The organism is Mycobacterium venezuelense, assembly GCF_054919535.1.
In genome coordinates this window covers 38,216-52,843 of sequence record NZ_JBONDW010000001.1, presented here as the reverse complement: position 1 = coordinate 52,843, position 14,628 = coordinate 38,216, and the positions used below count along the sequence as shown (strand labels likewise).

10 protein-coding genes and 1 pseudogene are annotated in these 14,628 nt (G+C 67.4%); 5 read left to right on the top strand and 6 right to left on the bottom strand.

Annotated elements, in window-relative coordinates:
• The first annotated feature begins 90 nt into the window (after positions 1-90).
• Entirely contained in the window at positions 91-903 is an 813-nt protein-coding gene (locus tag ACRCUN_RS00200; RefSeq protein ID WP_462139655.1) for a cutinase family protein, read from the top strand.
• A gap of 21 nt (positions 904-924) precedes the next feature.
• Here the strand turns inward: ACRCUN_RS00200 and ACRCUN_RS00195 are convergent, their stop codons facing one another.
• Positions 925-2,691, bottom strand: a complete 1,767-nt coding sequence (locus tag ACRCUN_RS00195; protein ID WP_462139654.1) for a DUF7159 family protein — start codon at positions 2,689-2,691, stop codon at positions 925-927.
• A 145-nt stretch (positions 2,692-2,836) separates the two neighbouring features.
• Here ACRCUN_RS00195 and ACRCUN_RS00190 point away from each other — a divergent pair, with 145 nt between their 5' ends.
• Both ACRCUN_RS00190 and ACRCUN_RS00185 read left to right on the top strand, forming a co-directional pair.
• Positions 2,837-4,492: a DUF7937 domain-containing protein gene (locus ACRCUN_RS00190; protein WP_462139653.1), complete on the top strand. Its 1,656-nt coding sequence runs from the start codon at positions 2,837-2,839 to the stop codon at positions 4,490-4,492.
• A 127-nt stretch (positions 4,493-4,619) separates the two neighbouring features.
• Positions 4,620-5,447 (top strand): annotated as a pseudogene (locus tag ACRCUN_RS00185) (serine/threonine-protein kinase); the annotation flags it as partial.
• A gap of 1,046 nt (positions 5,448-6,493) precedes the next feature.
• On the opposite strand, the gene ACRCUN_RS00180 reads toward ACRCUN_RS00185, so the two are convergent.
• Complete coding sequence (locus ACRCUN_RS00180) at positions 6,494-6,718, bottom strand: hypothetical protein (RefSeq protein ID WP_462140124.1); 225 nt, start codon at positions 6,716-6,718, stop codon at positions 6,494-6,496.
• A 479-nt stretch (positions 6,719-7,197) separates the two neighbouring features.
• Here ACRCUN_RS00180 and ACRCUN_RS00175 point away from each other — a divergent pair, with 479 nt between their 5' ends.
• Entirely contained in the window at positions 7,198-8,892 is a 1,695-nt protein-coding gene (locus ACRCUN_RS00175; RefSeq protein WP_462139652.1) for a TROVE domain-containing protein, read from the top strand.
• 51 nt (positions 8,893-8,943) lie between these two features.
• Here ACRCUN_RS00175 and ACRCUN_RS00170 read toward each other — a convergent pair whose 3' ends face one another.
• From ACRCUN_RS00170 to ACRCUN_RS00160, 3 genes are read right to left on the bottom strand one after another with little or no spacing between them, the layout of a single operon-like run.
• Entirely contained in the window at positions 8,944-9,477 is a 534-nt protein-coding gene (locus tag ACRCUN_RS00170) for an Rv0361 family membrane protein (protein WP_462139651.1), read from the bottom strand.
• A 10-nt stretch (positions 9,478-9,487) separates the two neighbouring features.
• Positions 9,488-10,195 carry a hypothetical protein gene (locus ACRCUN_RS00165; protein WP_462139650.1) on the bottom strand — a complete coding sequence of 236 codons (708 nt, stop codon included), beginning with the start codon at positions 10,193-10,195 and terminating at the stop codon, positions 9,488-9,490.
• A 24-nt stretch (positions 10,196-10,219) separates the two neighbouring features.
• Complete coding sequence (locus ACRCUN_RS00160; protein WP_462139649.1) at positions 10,220-11,101, bottom strand: hypothetical protein; 882 nt, start codon at positions 11,099-11,101, stop codon at positions 10,220-10,222.
• 212 nt (positions 11,102-11,313) lie between these two features.
• On the opposite strand from ACRCUN_RS00160, the gene ACRCUN_RS00155 reads away from it, so the two are divergent.
• Complete coding sequence (locus ACRCUN_RS00155; protein WP_462139648.1) at positions 11,314-12,516, top strand: DUF7159 family protein; 1,203 nt, start codon at positions 11,314-11,316, stop codon at positions 12,514-12,516.
• Between the two features lie 94 nt (positions 12,517-12,610).
• Here the strand turns inward: ACRCUN_RS00155 and ACRCUN_RS00150 are convergent, their stop codons facing one another.
• Positions 12,611-14,572, bottom strand: coding sequence for an SNF2-related protein (locus ACRCUN_RS00150; RefSeq protein ID WP_462139647.1), 1,962 nt, complete (start codon positions 14,570-14,572; stop codon positions 12,611-12,613).
• Positions 14,573-14,628: the final 56 nt, after the last annotated feature.

Here is a 14,628-nt window from a genome sequence, read left to right as displayed (position 1 = left end):
GCGCTCAATGACGGGGTGTGTCAGCATGAGTCGGTGGGGAGACTGAAAATCGCAGGGGTGGTTGCCGTTGCGGCAGCGGCGACTTCCCTGATGCCAAACGCAATGATGCCGTCAGCGGATGCGGCGCCGTGCCCGGACGCCGAGGTGATCTTCGCGCGCGGCACCACGGAACTGCCGGGCGTGGGGCCCACCGGCGACGCGTTCGTCGAATCGTTGCGCTCGCAGGTCGGGGCGAAGTCGGTCAATGTCTACGCCGTCAATTACCCTGCGACAACCGATTTCCCCACCGCCGTTCAAGGAATCGCCGACGCCCGGGCGCGCATCGTCGCCACTGCCGCCAACTGCCCCGATACCAAGATGGTGCTCGGCGGGTTCTCGCAGGGTGCGGCGGTCATGGGATTCGTCACCGCAAGTGTTGTGCCCGACGGGGTTTCGCCGGTGGAGGTGCCCACACCGATGCCGCCCGAGGTGGCCGATCACGTTGCGGCCGTCGCGTTGTTCGGTAAGCCGTCCAACCGCTTCATGCGCGTTCTCAACGATCCGCCTGTCGTGGTCGGCCCGCACTACGAGGCGAAGGCCATCGACCTGTGCGTCCAGAACGACCTGGTGTGCGACCCGCAGGGCAGGAGCTTCGCCGCGCACAACCAGTACTCCGAGGCCGGTCTCGTGGCCGAGGGAGCGGCGTTCGTCGCACGGAAACTTCAGGCCAGCTGGGCGGAGAACCCGGCGGCCACACCGGCACCCGAAGCACCGCAGGCACCCGTGGCGACCACGCCCGCACCGCTGTCGGGGCCGGCAGCCACGCCTCCGCCCGCGCAACACATCGTCACGACGCCGCCCAGAGGCCCGTTGCCCGGTCCCGCGGCGCCAGTCGAACCGGAGCCGGTCGCGCCGCTCGCGTGATCGTCGGTACGAGACCGCGATCTACGGACTGAGGGGCACCGTGGTAACCGGCGAATCTCCGTAGTCGCCACCGCCGCCTGAGTCGCCGCCCGACGAGTCTTCACCGCCGCCCGACGAGCCGCCGCCCGACGGCACCTCCGGGTACACCGGCGAAGCGGGAACCTCGGGCGCCTGCTGAACCGGTTGTTCGACAGGTGGCGTGTAGACGGGCGGGGGCGGCGTATACGACGGCTCCTCGACCACAGGCGCCGAGGGCTCCGACGAGGGCGGGCTCTGCGGTGCCGTGGTCGTCGGCTCGACCGTGGTCGACGTCGTCGGCGGCGCGGTCGTCGAGGTCGGCGGCTTCGTCGTGGTCGGTGGTGTGGTCGGCGGTGTGGTGGTCGGTGGAGTCGTCGGCGGGGTGGTCGGCGTCGTCCAGGTCGGTGGCGTCGTCGGCGTCGTCGGCGTCACCCACGGCGGCGTCCACGGGGTCAGCGGCGGTAACACGATCACGGGAGGAACCGGTACCGGCACGGGAACCGGCGCCGGAGCCTGCACCGGTGGGGGAGCGGGTGCGGCGGGAGGCGCCGCAGGTGCCGGCGCTTGTACCCGCGGTGCCTGGTTGGCCGGACGGTCGCCCGTGCCCGAGCGCACGCTCGGTGCGGCGGGGGCGGCAGGCGGCGGCGTCAACACGGCAACGGGCAGCGCCACCGGATCCGGCTCGTGCGGAACGGGCGGGAGGTAGTTGCCAGGCACGGTGTTCGCCTGCGTCGCGGTCACGGGCTGCGCGCTGACGTCGGCGGCGGGCCGGACATTGGTCACGACCGTGACGGCCAGCGTGGCGAAACTGACCACGACGAACATCACGGCGCTGCCCATGAGGAGCATCCGCGGCGGTGGCGGTGCGATGGCGGTCGTGTACTCCGCCTCGTCGGCCTGCTCGGGGACGAACTCGTTGAGCGGGTCCATCGGCATCTCGTCGGGCCAGGGCTCGCTCTCGGTTTCCTGCGAGTACGCGAGGTCCGGACCCACCGCGCCCTCGGTGGCCGCTTCGCTTGCGGGGGCCATCTGGGTGGCGTCCGCTGCTGCTGCGGCGGCAGGGGCCATTTGTGTCGCTACGGCGGCCGGGGCGAGCTGTGTCGCGTCGACGGCGGGCGCCATCTGCGTGGCCGCGCCGGCGGGTGCGAAGCCGTCTGCCGCTTGAGCCGCGCCGCGCGCGATCGCATAACCGGCGTCGGCGGGAACCTCGACCGGCGCCGTCGAACGAAGCTCTGCCGCAACAGAATCAAGATCGAGTCGCTGCCCGACCAGCATGACGCGCATCGGTGCGTCGGTGGCCGGCACCTGCTGAAGTGCTGCCGCGCACGCGGCGGCTGCCCCTGCGGCGCCGACCGGGACGGTGGCCAGAATCGAGGTCGCCTCGTCGTTCTCGCCGACCATGGTCAGCGACGCGGTGTCGTCGTTGGAGAGCAGCAATGCCGCGTCGGCACCCGCGCTGCGGGCCAGGGCGGCGGCGGCCTCGGCCTCTGCCACCACCTCGATGTTCGGCACGCCCGCGCTCAGCACGGTCTGGCGTAGCGTGTCGGCTTCAGATGCGTCTGGCAGGCACAGGCGAGTCGCGGCGACCTGGTTGCCCGACTCGGTCACCTCGCGGAAAGTACCGATGATGGTTTCGGCCAGCTCGGACATCCCGTCGTCGGACAGGTCGAGCGCGTACTGGTCCAGAAGCTGGCCGCCGCTGGCAGGCGAACCGATCATCGCCAGGCGCGCCACCCGCCCGGTGACCGCTACCCCGAGGACTACGTCCACGGTTTCCACACTCCTTGCCTCACGCATGTTGTGCGCGCTCCGACAGTTCCGTCCAAGCTACCGCCGCCGCTGCTTGTGCGTCGGAGCAAAAATGAGCACGCTGGTTGAGACGTCTCGCGACATCACTCATGAGAGGAATCGGTACGTGACCGACCAGCGTTACGACGCGCCAGCCACGGTCCAGGTGGCGACGATGGCTGCGCCCGCCGTGGCGAAGTCGCCGCGTGTCGGCTACGTACCCACCCGGACGAACAGGGTGCGCGACGGCATCGCGGTCGCGCTGCTCGTCCTGGCGCTGCTGCTCCCGTGGAACCTGGAATTCGGTGTCGGCGTCCCGTCCAGTGATGGATCTCTCTTCGCTGTCTTGGCGGTCGTTACCCTGCTCGCGGTCGTCGCCGCGCTGGCGCCGCATCTCGGACCGTTCCGGCTCACGGCCGCCAACCCCGATGTCCGGCGTACCGGACGGGTCCGTCTCGTTCTGAGTGTCGCCTACCTCGTGGTGGTCATCGGTTTCGTCGGCTTCCATCTGGTGCAGACGGTCGGCGACGGCGGGACCGGAGCCGTCGCGCCCGGAGTCGGTCCCGGCATGCTGCTCGGCGTCGCGGGTGCATTGCTGGCAGCGCAGCCGCCCATCACGTCGATCACGATCGAGGACAACAAGTTTCGGCGCTGGTACGCCGTGGCCCGGGTGATCGGCTTCGTCTCGATCGCGCTCGCCACGTTGTCCGTTGCGTTCAACCTGTACTGGCGCCTGCGCTACCTGTTCGTGACGCAGGTGGACTTCGGCGGTCACGACATCGCGGTGATCGTCACGACGCTGCTCTACGGCGCAGAGGCCATGATCGCGCTCGTCATCGCGTCGCGTTGGCTCACCGAACGCACCGCGGCGGCTCGGCTCGCGACAACCGCGATCGGTATCTCCGGTGCCATCGCTGCCGCTCTGGTGTGGATTTTCGGCATCGGCCGCGACATCGACGCGTTCCACGGCTTCGCCCAGAACACCTCGACCGCGGCCGTCGGATACGAGGGGTATCTCGCGTGGGCGGCCGCCGCCGCGATCGTCGCGCCGACGACGCTGTACGCGGTCTTTCTGATCAAGCCGCCGACCATCGGCGCATACCGCGGGGCCGCGCAGAAGTGCCTCACACTCATCGCGTTCTGGTCGTTCGCGGCCGCGGCCCTGCGCGTCCTCGATTACCTGATCGCCTTGTCGCTCGACCTGCCCCGCGCGCTATACGACAGCGTCGCGATGACGGTGTTCAGCCTGATCACGGCCGTCATCGCACGGTGGCTGCATCGGCAGCTCAGCAACGGGGTGATGGCGACGAGCGTCACCGCGGCGTTCAGCGCGGTGTTGTTCGTGTTCACCGTCGCCGATGTGGCCATCGGCGTCGCGCTCGCGCCCCGATATGCCGCGCCGGCACCCGACGCGATCTACGGCAACAACCTCGCGCAGCAGATCACCAGCACCTTCGACGTCACCGTGTGCGCGCTCAGTCTCGTCGTGCTGGTCGTCATGCTGTTCACCGGTCCGCTCGCCGGCTACCTGGTCCGCCGTGGCGCCCGCCCCGCCAAGCCCGCGCCGGCGCCGCCCGCGGCGCCCGAGCCCACTGAGGACATCTCCGCGCCGCCGACCATCATGCGCCGGCCACAAGCTGCGGCCGTGCCGAGAATCGTTCGGCTCAAGGAAGATTCGACGACGGTGCTGCCCGCGCCGCCGACGACTGAGCTTCAGGTGCCCACACTGCGGATCCAACGCAGGCCCAGCTCTGGCCCGCTTGGGCCGTCGTCAGACGGTTAGCGGCGCGACCACCACCGGGTTCGGGTACGGCGCTCGATGCCAGAGCGCCGCTATCGGCCACACCTGTCCACCGTGGCAAATGAAGCAAACGTGACTTTGCGGGTCGTCGACCGTGGTAAACACGGGCATGCCGTTGTCGAGCGGTACGAAGATCGCCGGTTACACGATCGAGAGGACGCTCGGTTCAGGCGGGATGGGGGAGGTCTACCTCGCTCAGCATCCGAGGCTGCCACGGCACGACGCGCTCAAAGTCTTGCGTACGGGTATCTCGGCTGATCCTGACTACGTAGAGCGATTTAACCGCGAAGCTGACCTAGCAGCGAAGCTTTGGCATCAGCACATCGTTGGTATTCACGACCGAGGAAGGCACCGCGGGCGCCTCTGGATTTCGATGGATTTCGTTGATGGCACCGATGTCAGTCGGATGCTGCGAGATGACTACCCAGAGGGCATACCGATCGGGCAGGCACTCGACATCATCAAAGCCGTCGCCTCGGCGCTCGACTATGCGCACGGGCGAGGCCTGCTCCATCGCGATGTCAAGCCGGCCAACATTCTTGTGTCTGACGGCGACGACGGCGAAGGACGAGTTCTGCTTGGCGATTTCGGTGTCGCCCGAGACCTGGCCGACAACGCCGGAAACGGCTTGACCGCAACGAACATGACCGTTGGCACGGCGGCATACGCAGCGCCCGAACAGCTGATGGGTCTTACGGTCGACGGCAGAGCCGATCAGTATTCCTTGGCAGTCACGACCTATCACCTACTGACGGGGTCCCCGCTGTTCGCGAACTCCAACCCCGCCGTTGTTATCGGGCAGCACCTGAATGCGGTACCACCCGCGTTTGCAGACACCCGGCCCGACCTTGGCCCACTCGATCCAGTGTTGTCGCGTGCCCTCGCCAAAGACCCCGGCGATCGGTTCGCAACATGTATGGACTTTGCTCGGGAGCTGGAGCAGCAGCAGACCGCCACGGCAGCGGACGTCGCGGTGATTCGGAATGACGAGGACACCATGCTGCGCCCCGTGGCCCCTCAAACTGCCGAGACAGCTTCTGAGAATTCAGGTCCGCCGACCAGAGTGCCTCGGCGGAGACGATTCGCGCTGACTGCAGCAGTCGCGGCAGTGTTAGTTGCGGCTACCGCGGTGGCTGCCTTTGTGCTCCTGCCGTCTGATGAAGAGCCGCCCGCTGGTCCTTTCACGCTCGCCGGGACGCTTCAGTTGCCCAACCCTTTGGCCAAGACGACGGGTCTTCCAAGCGGTTTTATGTGTGCGGGCACGCGCGACTACGGCGATATTGCACCCAACGCGCCCATAACAGTCGAGGATGAGTCTGGGAAGTTGTTGGCTAAGGGCGCCATACAGAGCAGTAGCAAGGACGGTGCCGGGTGCCACCTCAGGTTCCGCGTCGACGAGGTGCCCAGCGGCGCCCGCTTTTATCGAGTACACGTCGGACAGCGCCCGGAGATGAGCTACACCGAGTCCGAAGCTAAGGCAGGTGTGGAGTTTCTGATCGGCGCTACAGATGCAGAACCGACAGCCGCTCCCGCACCACCGACGCTGAAACCGCCACCGCCGCCGTCAACGCGCACAGTGACGGTCACGCCAGCAGTTGATGGGATAAGCCTGCAGCGGCTCGAGTCCTTAGCCAGCAACGACCACCCCTATGTGACCTCGTTGCTTGCAGACCGGTGGGTACCTCAAATCAGTTCTAAGCGAGTCGGCATGGAGATCGATGGGGTCACTTGGGACAGCGCCAGAATCCTTGATCAACATATGCGCATGCGGGCTACTTATCCGTATGTCCGGTTACTTCGGTCCGGCGATTGGTCAACGTACGACGGACCGGGCTTCTGGGTAACCGTTGTGGGCCTTCATTCCGACAACCCTTACGAAGTCCTCACGTGGTGTACACAGAGTGGGTTCGACAGGGACAACTGCGCGGCGAAAGTGGTCAGCACCTGGCGACCGGTCGCCGGCAGCACGAAGTACAACTAACGTTACTGCTTACGCCCGACCACCAAGTACGCGGCAGGAATCACACCCGGCGTGCTCAACACCCCAAGCGCGCCGGCCCACAGCCACTTGGGTCCGTTGACCTGATCCGCTTTGCGGCCGGCGAGGTCGCGCAGTGCCCAGGCGCGCAGGCCGGCGTCTGCCGCGGCCATGCCGATGATCGCCGCTTTGGCGGTGGTGGACAGCTCGCTCCAGCGCTTCTTGGCCACTGCAGACTTCCTTTCGGTCAACGGGGATGTGCCCTATCTACGGTACCGACCGAGGCGCGCGTCGAGACTGCGCACACGGTCGCGGAGAGCGCGAGGTAGCAGCCCTGGGCGCAGTCTCACCACGTGGCCGCGAATAATCAATGGCGCGACCACGTTTGCCCGCGTACCGTTCTGCGGGCCTGGTGATGTGAGCCGGATGTTGATCGGTTACCACTTCTAATGGATAGGTCGCGGGTTCGACTCCCGCCCGCCCCTCCACGGGGCGGTAGCTCAGCTGGCAGAGCAGTAACGCCGGTCGATGACTCACACGCCCACATCATCTGGCGCACAACTTCATTGCCGCGGGCCGGCAGCCGATCGGTTATCCGGTGTAACTCAGGTTCGACTCCTGACGTGACAGTCTTGACTGTTGCGATTCCGGTCGGCGTTTCACACGCTCGCGGTCCCTGAAGACCCACGACAACGAAAGGAGTAGCCCCATGGACATTTTGAAGACGATCAGCCTGCGCCGGACGCCACAGGCGCTGGCCGCCAAGCCGGAGCAGGTGCTCAATGCCGCTGGTGGCTACACCTTTTCGGTCGACGACTGGTCGCGGGTACACCGCTTTCTGACGCTCGGTACCGACGGTGGGACGTACTACACCGCGGACCGCGAGCTGACGCGCGATAACGCCGATGTGGTGTTGCGTGCTGCGGATCGCGATCCGATCGGGCTCGTGAACCGCATCGTCGAGGTTTCTGACGCGGGCCGTGCGCCCAAGCAGAACCCGGCACTGTTCGCGTTGGCCATCGCCGCGTCGGCAGACGATGTCGACGGGCGGCGCGCGGCGCTGGCAGCACTGCCGCGGGTCGCGCGCACCGGCACCCACCTGTTCCTGTTCGCGAGTTACGTCGAGCAGTTCCGTGGTTGGGGTCCGACGCTGCGACGCGCGGTCGGCCAGTGGTACACCGAGCGGCCGGTCGACGCGCTGGCCTACCAGCTCGTCAAGTACCGGCAGCGCGGCGGGTGGAGCCACCGCGACATGTTGCGGCTGGCCAGCCCGGCAGGCGTGGTCGATCCGGCCCGGCGCATGGCGTTCAACTGGGCGGCGGGCAAGGGTCTCGGTGACTACACCGAGGCACCGGTCCGGCTGGCCGACGAGCAGCTGAAGGCGGGGCAGCGCACCGCTGTCCGGCCGGCTGTGCGTGCCGATGTCGTACCCGACGAGCTGGCGATCATCGCCGACTTCGAGGATGCGCAGGCGGCGTCGAGGGCGGCCGAGTGGGTCGAGATTGTCGGCCGCGGCCACGGTTTGTCGTGGGAGATGCTGCCCGACGCAGCGCTGGCCGAGCCGGCGGTGTGGGAGGCGCTCATCTCGCGCGGTATGCCGCAGACGGCGCTGATGCGTCAGCTTCCGCGGCTGACCCGGCTGGGGCTGCTGTCCGGTGCGGTCGGCGAGACCGTGGCCGGCCAGCTGGCCGACGCCGACCGCCTCAAGAAGGCGCGCGTGCATCCGGTGAATGTTCTTGTCGCACAGCGCACCTACGCCTCCGGCAAGGGCGCGCGCGGTCAGGCCACGTGGACGCCCGTCGCGCGTATCTCCGATGCGCTCGATGCCGCGTTCTACGCGGCCTACGGCGCGGTGCGGCCGGCGAACAAGCGCACGCTGCTGGCGCTCGACATCTCGGGCTCGATGAGCTCTCGCGTGTCGGGCCTGCCGGTGACGTGCCGTGAGGCGTCGGCGGCGCTCGCGATGGTGACTGCGGCGACCGAGCCGCAGCACCGGATCGTGGGGTTCACCGCCGGTGGCGGTGGATGGTCCAGCACGGCGATCACCGAGCTGGACATCAGCCCGCGTCGTCGTCTCGACGATGTGTGCGCGTACACCGCGGCGCTCCAGATGGGCGCCACGGACTGCGCGCAGCCGATGATCTGGGCGCGCAAGAATCGGGTGAAGGTGGATACGTTCCACATCTACACCGACAACGAGACCTGGTACGGAGACATCCATCCGCACCAGGCGCTGGAGCGGTACCGCCAGAAGATGGGTATCGACGCACGGCTCGTGGTTGTGTCAATGACCTCGACCCGCAACTCGATCGCCGATCCGGCCGATCCGCGTCAGCTCGACATCTCCGGGTTCGACTCGGCGGTGCCGACGCTGCTCGCCGATTTCTCGCGCGGCGACATCTAGCGGCGTGGGCCGGGGGTGAAGGTCTTTCGATCGTCATCCCCGGCTTTTGCGCTATTCCGGATTGCACAGTTTCCAGTTCTCGTCTTCACGCTTGAGTTTGAACGTCTTTGTGGGCGCCGGTGGGCGGGTCACCTCGACCGTGGCTTCGTCGCCGGTCACCGAGATCGATTCGATGTCGACCGGCCGGCGGCTGGCCGGTTCGATCGGCCCGCCGTTGTCGAGATCGCCCTCGAAGCCCTCGGTGAACTCGGCGGCTTCCGCCCGGCACATGAGGTTTGCCATCTTCTCGGTATCTGCGGTGTCGGATGCTTCGGCGAATTCGATCACCGCTGCCCGGATCTGGGCCAAGCGCTGTTCACTCTGGTGGTGCCGGAAGCCGACGAATCCGGCCACGCCGGCGATGATCACCGTCGCCCCCACCGCGGCCAGAATCCATTTGCGCCGTGAGCGTTTCGGTGGCTCGGGCTGCCACCCATACGGCGGGGGCGGCGGCGGTGGACCCCAGCCGGGTTGCTGCGGCGGCGGTGGACCCCAGCCGGCTGGAGGGGGCTGAGGGCCTGGCGGCCAAGGTCCGGGATAGCTCATTGTGCACCCCTCAGAGCGGTAGGTTCATGAACTCGTCGAGCGCTTCTCCGAAGGACTTGACCTCGAAGTCGGGTTCGAAATATGTGATGGCAAGGCCGTCCGGAAGATCCGGTGAGACGCACAGACTCGCGTCCGACCCGCCTTCGGTCACCAGGAGCAGTCGCTGCGTGCCGGGAAACTCGTAGTCGTCCTCTTCCCATTCCAAGATTTCATTGGTGTCGGGCGCACCCCACTTCGCGGCCAGGGTCGTCATGTGGCGGGGTGCGATCAAACCGCACGATTCGCCGTCCCATGTGGTGAAACCGGCGTGGGTGTGCTGCAGGAACGTACTCGCCGGTGGTGGCACGGACTCGAAATACGGTGGGGTGGCGGCGCCGAACGTCCGCGGGTCTTCGCCGACCCATACCGCGAGTTCGCCATCCTCGGTGCGCAGTACGTAATCCAGTGAGGGCGAATCCAGCCAATTGTGTTTGGCCACCCGTACATCGACCAGTTGGGTGCGCAGCGCCTCGGCGAACCGCGGGATGAGGTCGAGGAATTCTGCGTCCCAACGCTGAATCGCGATACGTTTGCGGTCCTCTGGATCGGCGGATTCCACTAATGGCCACCATGTTTCGGGCACCGCCGCCTGGGCCTGCGCGCCGGGCGCCAGAATGCTGATGGGCTCGGTGTCCCAGCTGGCTGCGGCGTTGAGTGCCGCCTCGTCGATACCGGCCATCTCAGGCGAAACCGTCCTTGTCGCTCATGGTTTGGGCAGTTGACTGTCGGCCAGGTGAGCGATCAGATCCGTCAGTTCCCGGCGCTTGCGGTCCTGAAGCGCGACTTGCTCCTTCTGCCAATCGGGATCGACGTCCTGCATGTCCGCTGCCGATTTCGAGTTCTTGTTCCTGGTGTTGACCTCCGACGGTAGCCACTGCAGGTTCGACGCCGCATTGAGGACTTCCCACATGTTCTCGGGGGTCAGTTCCAAGAACCGGGGCAGGTAGAGGATCTCCACCTTGGGAACGATGTGGTCGGCCGATACGGCGGGGCCACCGGTGGGCTTCGAGCCGACCGTGTATCCGGAGGGATGGGTGTCGCCGAGGCTGGGACGGCGCTCGCCTTGCAGCGGAACGTTGGGGTACGGCTTCAGTGGCGTGACCTGATTTTTGACGACGTCCCACACCGGGCGCAGCGGGTGGTCTTTCGGGATGGTGACCCGGCCGTCGCCCAGCTTGACCGGCGGCGTGGGTGAGGTCCATTTCGGACGGGCGGCGGCTGCCGCCTTGTCGAGATCGGTGAGGACCGTGGGCTTGAGGGCCTTCGGCGCGGGGCCGTTGTCGCGAAGCTTGCCGATGGCCAGTTGGCAGGCCTGCAAGCTGGCGACCAGAGCGTCTTTTTCGGCGTTGAGCTGATCGGCCTCGCGGTTGTACGGAATGACGATCTCGGGCGGCCCTGGGCCGCCCCCGCGCGCGTTGTGCTCGGCGATCTTGGCCTGGTTGGCATCCAGGGCGGCGGCCTGGGCAGGACATCCCTGTGCATCCGCGTGGGCCGGCGCCGGGTGAGCCAGGCCGGACATCAGCGCCATGAGTAGGACGAGGACCGCAAGGATTGCGGGGCAGCGTCGGTGTCTTGTGACCGTCATGTCTGTCTCCCAGCAATGGCGCTGAGCCGTCGGAATCGGACGTAGGAATCGATCGTAAGTCCGCTCTCGAGGCCGCTGATGCACCAAAATCGGCGGGCGAACGAGTGGGCCTGAGACCGGCCGAATCTTCGTGAAGCTGAGCCACAAGGGAGAGTAAGCGCCGTCACACCGGTAACCTCGAACATGAGTATCAGCCAGATCGGGGGATCGATATGGACCTCGTGCTCGGCCTCGCGATGACGTCGAGAGCCGTCCGGTGGGTGCTCGTCGACGGAACGACGGGCGAGGGCGATCCCGTCGACCGCGGTGCAATCACGATCGACGATGTCGAGACGTACGATCCCGCGGGTCTGCTGAAGGGTTTGGTCGAGGACACCGAAACCACCGGCAGCCGTCTTCACGCGATCGGTGTCACCTGGACCGCGGATGCCGCGCCGTTGGCCGGCCACGTATTGCAGTGCCTCGAAGACCGCGGGTTCGGAAATGTCGTGGCGGTCTCGGAGGTCGAAGCCGCAGGCATCCTGGCCAGCGGCATCGCCGAGATCGCCGGCTATGACGAGATCGCGGTGTGCATCGTCGAGTCTGATGCTGCCGTTGCGGCAACCGTCACGGCGGACGCGGTCTCGGCGGACCGGATCGAGCGGTCCCCGGCGGATACGACCGCGGCCGAGCTGATCGACAACATCAAGGCAGTGCTCGAAGAATCGACCGGCGGGCACACCGACGCGATCTTCGTGCTCGGCTCCGAGGGCGACGAGTCCATCGTCGCGGCGCTCACCGACATGGCCACCGTTCCCGTCATCTCCGCCGCCGAGGCCGACCTGGCGTATGCCAGGGGCGCGGGTCTTGCCGCCGCGCTCGCCGTGAATACCCCGGCCGATTCCACGCGGTCCAAGTGGGGCCTGCACCTGACGAAGGTCGGCGCGCTCACGTCGGTTCTGGCCGCCGCAGTCGTGACCTTCGTCGTCGCCACATCCGCCGCGGTCGGCATCAAGCTGAATCCCGGTGCGGTGGCTCCGTCGGCCGCCGAGGTGGCCAACGTCAGCGAACCGGCCCCCGCCGCGCGTCCGCAGCCGGCGCCGAAGGCCGTGCCCGAGCCGCGTCCCGCGCCGCCCGCCGCGAAGCCGTCGCCCGCCCCGCCCGCGGCAAAGCCACCTGCGCCTGAGCCCGCGGCACCGGCCCCGGCGCCCGCTCCGGTGGCCGAGGTCGACAACGCGCCCGCCTACTCGCCGCCGGAGTACGTGCCGCCCGCACCCGCACCCGACCCGGTTTACGTGCCTCCGCCTCCGCCTCCGGCATTCGTGCCGCCGCCTGCCCCGCCGCCAGTGACGTACCCGCAACCGCGGCTACGTGACCGCATCATCGAGCGCATTCCGATCATTAACCGCTTCCATGAGCCGAAGCCCTGGGGCTAGGCATCTGACTGTGCGCTCACGTACTCGACTGTGCGCTGAGGTCGCCGAAACGTCGCCCGTGTCGCCCTGACCGCACACTCGTGAAGGATGACCCTTAAGTCGTCAACCGAGCCTGCTCGGCACGCACCATCTCGTCCTGATGCGGCGGCGCCTGGTCGGGGCGCAGTGCCAGACGGCGTATCGGCTCGTCGATGCTGCCGCGCGCCAGCAGCCGATGAACACGAACGGTGGGGCGTTCGCTCATGCGCTGCGTGCGTCCGATCACCCGCTGCTCGGCTCGCGGGTCCCATTGCGGCTCGGCGATCACGAACACCACCGGTACCGTCAGCCGGCGCAGATCAAGCGGTCCCGCGTCGATGTGCGCCAGCAGCGTGGCGGGGCCGCGATCGACGGCGAACGCGTCGACGACGGCCTGGCGATCCGGCACCGTGTCGTCAAGAGGCCCGAACATATTGCCCGGCAAGGCCTTCCGGATGACGTCGAGCACGCCCGGAAAATGGGACAACACTACGACGCGCGCGCCGTCGATGTGTGCCTCGTTGGTGAGTTCGATCAGCCGGTCCAGCTTGGCTGCCGGCGCGGGTGCACCGGACGGCCACGCCGCCTGGCGGATAGCGGTGAAGTTACCGCTCGCCACCGCACGCCGGTAGCGTGCCCGGTCGCCGCCGGTGAGCCGGACCCATTCCTCGGTCGAAATGCGTTGTGGCAGCTCATCGATCACGTCGCGGAAGTCGCGGCGCAGATACACGCGGTCGACCGCCCGCCGAAATGCCACCGAGCCCTGCGCATTGATCGCGGACGTGACCTCGCCTGCGACGTCGGGCTGCAGAAAGTCGGCGAGGTGGCGGAATCCGTCGATCCGGTTGTGCATCGCGACGCCGGACAGGAAGAGGATCCGGTCGTCGGACGTCAGAACATTGCGCACGGCGCGAGTGCGGTCGGATTTCGGGTCACGTAGGAGATGGGCTTCGTCGACGATGACAAGGCCTGGTCGCTCGGGCAGCGTGATTCGGTGCAGCATGTCGAACGTGACGATGGCCAAGCCGCCCTTGTCTTTCCATTCGGCCAACCGGGCTTCGCGCTGACTGCCCCGGATCTCGATCGGGGTCAGTGTGGTGTGCTTCGACGTCTCGTCGGCCCAATGGATGCTTGCGCTGGCGGGGCAGATCACAAGCACATGGCGCATCTTGTCGGCGGCCGCCAGATGTGCGGCGAGCGCGAGGGCCTGAATCGTCTTGCCGAGTCCCAGCTCGTCACACAGCAACACGCGCTGACGGGCCACCGCGTATTGGGCGCCGAACAACTGGTAGTCGCGCAGCTCGGTGCGCAGCAGTGACCGGTCCAGGCCCGTTCGTTCGACCTGCGCAGCGACGCCCGCTCCGACGAAACCCTGTGCGGCATCCACGTCGGTTGTGCCGGACGCGAATTCGCCGAGTAGCCGGTCGACGGCGGCGGCGTCGCGCCGGTACGCGGTCCAGCTGTCGGCGGGTCGGCGGGCGTCCTCGATCCGATCGATGAGCTCGGCGACCTTGTTGACCAGTGGATCGGGCGCGATCGGTGGGGCGTCATCGCGTCGGCGCCGTCCGGATCCGTTCTGCATCCCGACGCGTGCCCGCAATCGGGGGAGCAGCCGGCGCAGTTGCTTGACGGGTGTGTCCGCGCGGATGAGGACGATCAGGTTGGTCAGAAGCGCGGTGTCCGCCTCGGATTCGCGGTCCAGCCGGGGCCGTGTGGTGGAGCGGATGTGGTCGGCCTTGGCCTGCGCCGCGGACTGAACCGCCCGGGCGGTCGCGATGTCGACACCGGGAACCTGGGTCAGGACGCGCGCCGCGACACCGTGGATGTCAGCGACCGTGCGGTACTGCGAGTTGATGAGTGCGCTGATGCGGGCGCCGCGCGGAAGGTAGGGGCGCAGGCTCTCGACAGGCGCGGATTGCAGCGCCTGGTCGACGACGACATCGGTGTTGGACCGGACGCTCGCGGAGATCTCCGCGCGGAGCTTGCCCACGTCGGCGAGCAGGCCGTCGGCTCGCCGCACGAGGTCTGCGCGGTCCATGACTGTCGATCATCTCATCCCGCGGTGATCGCCGGTGCCGCGAATTCTGCCGGGAC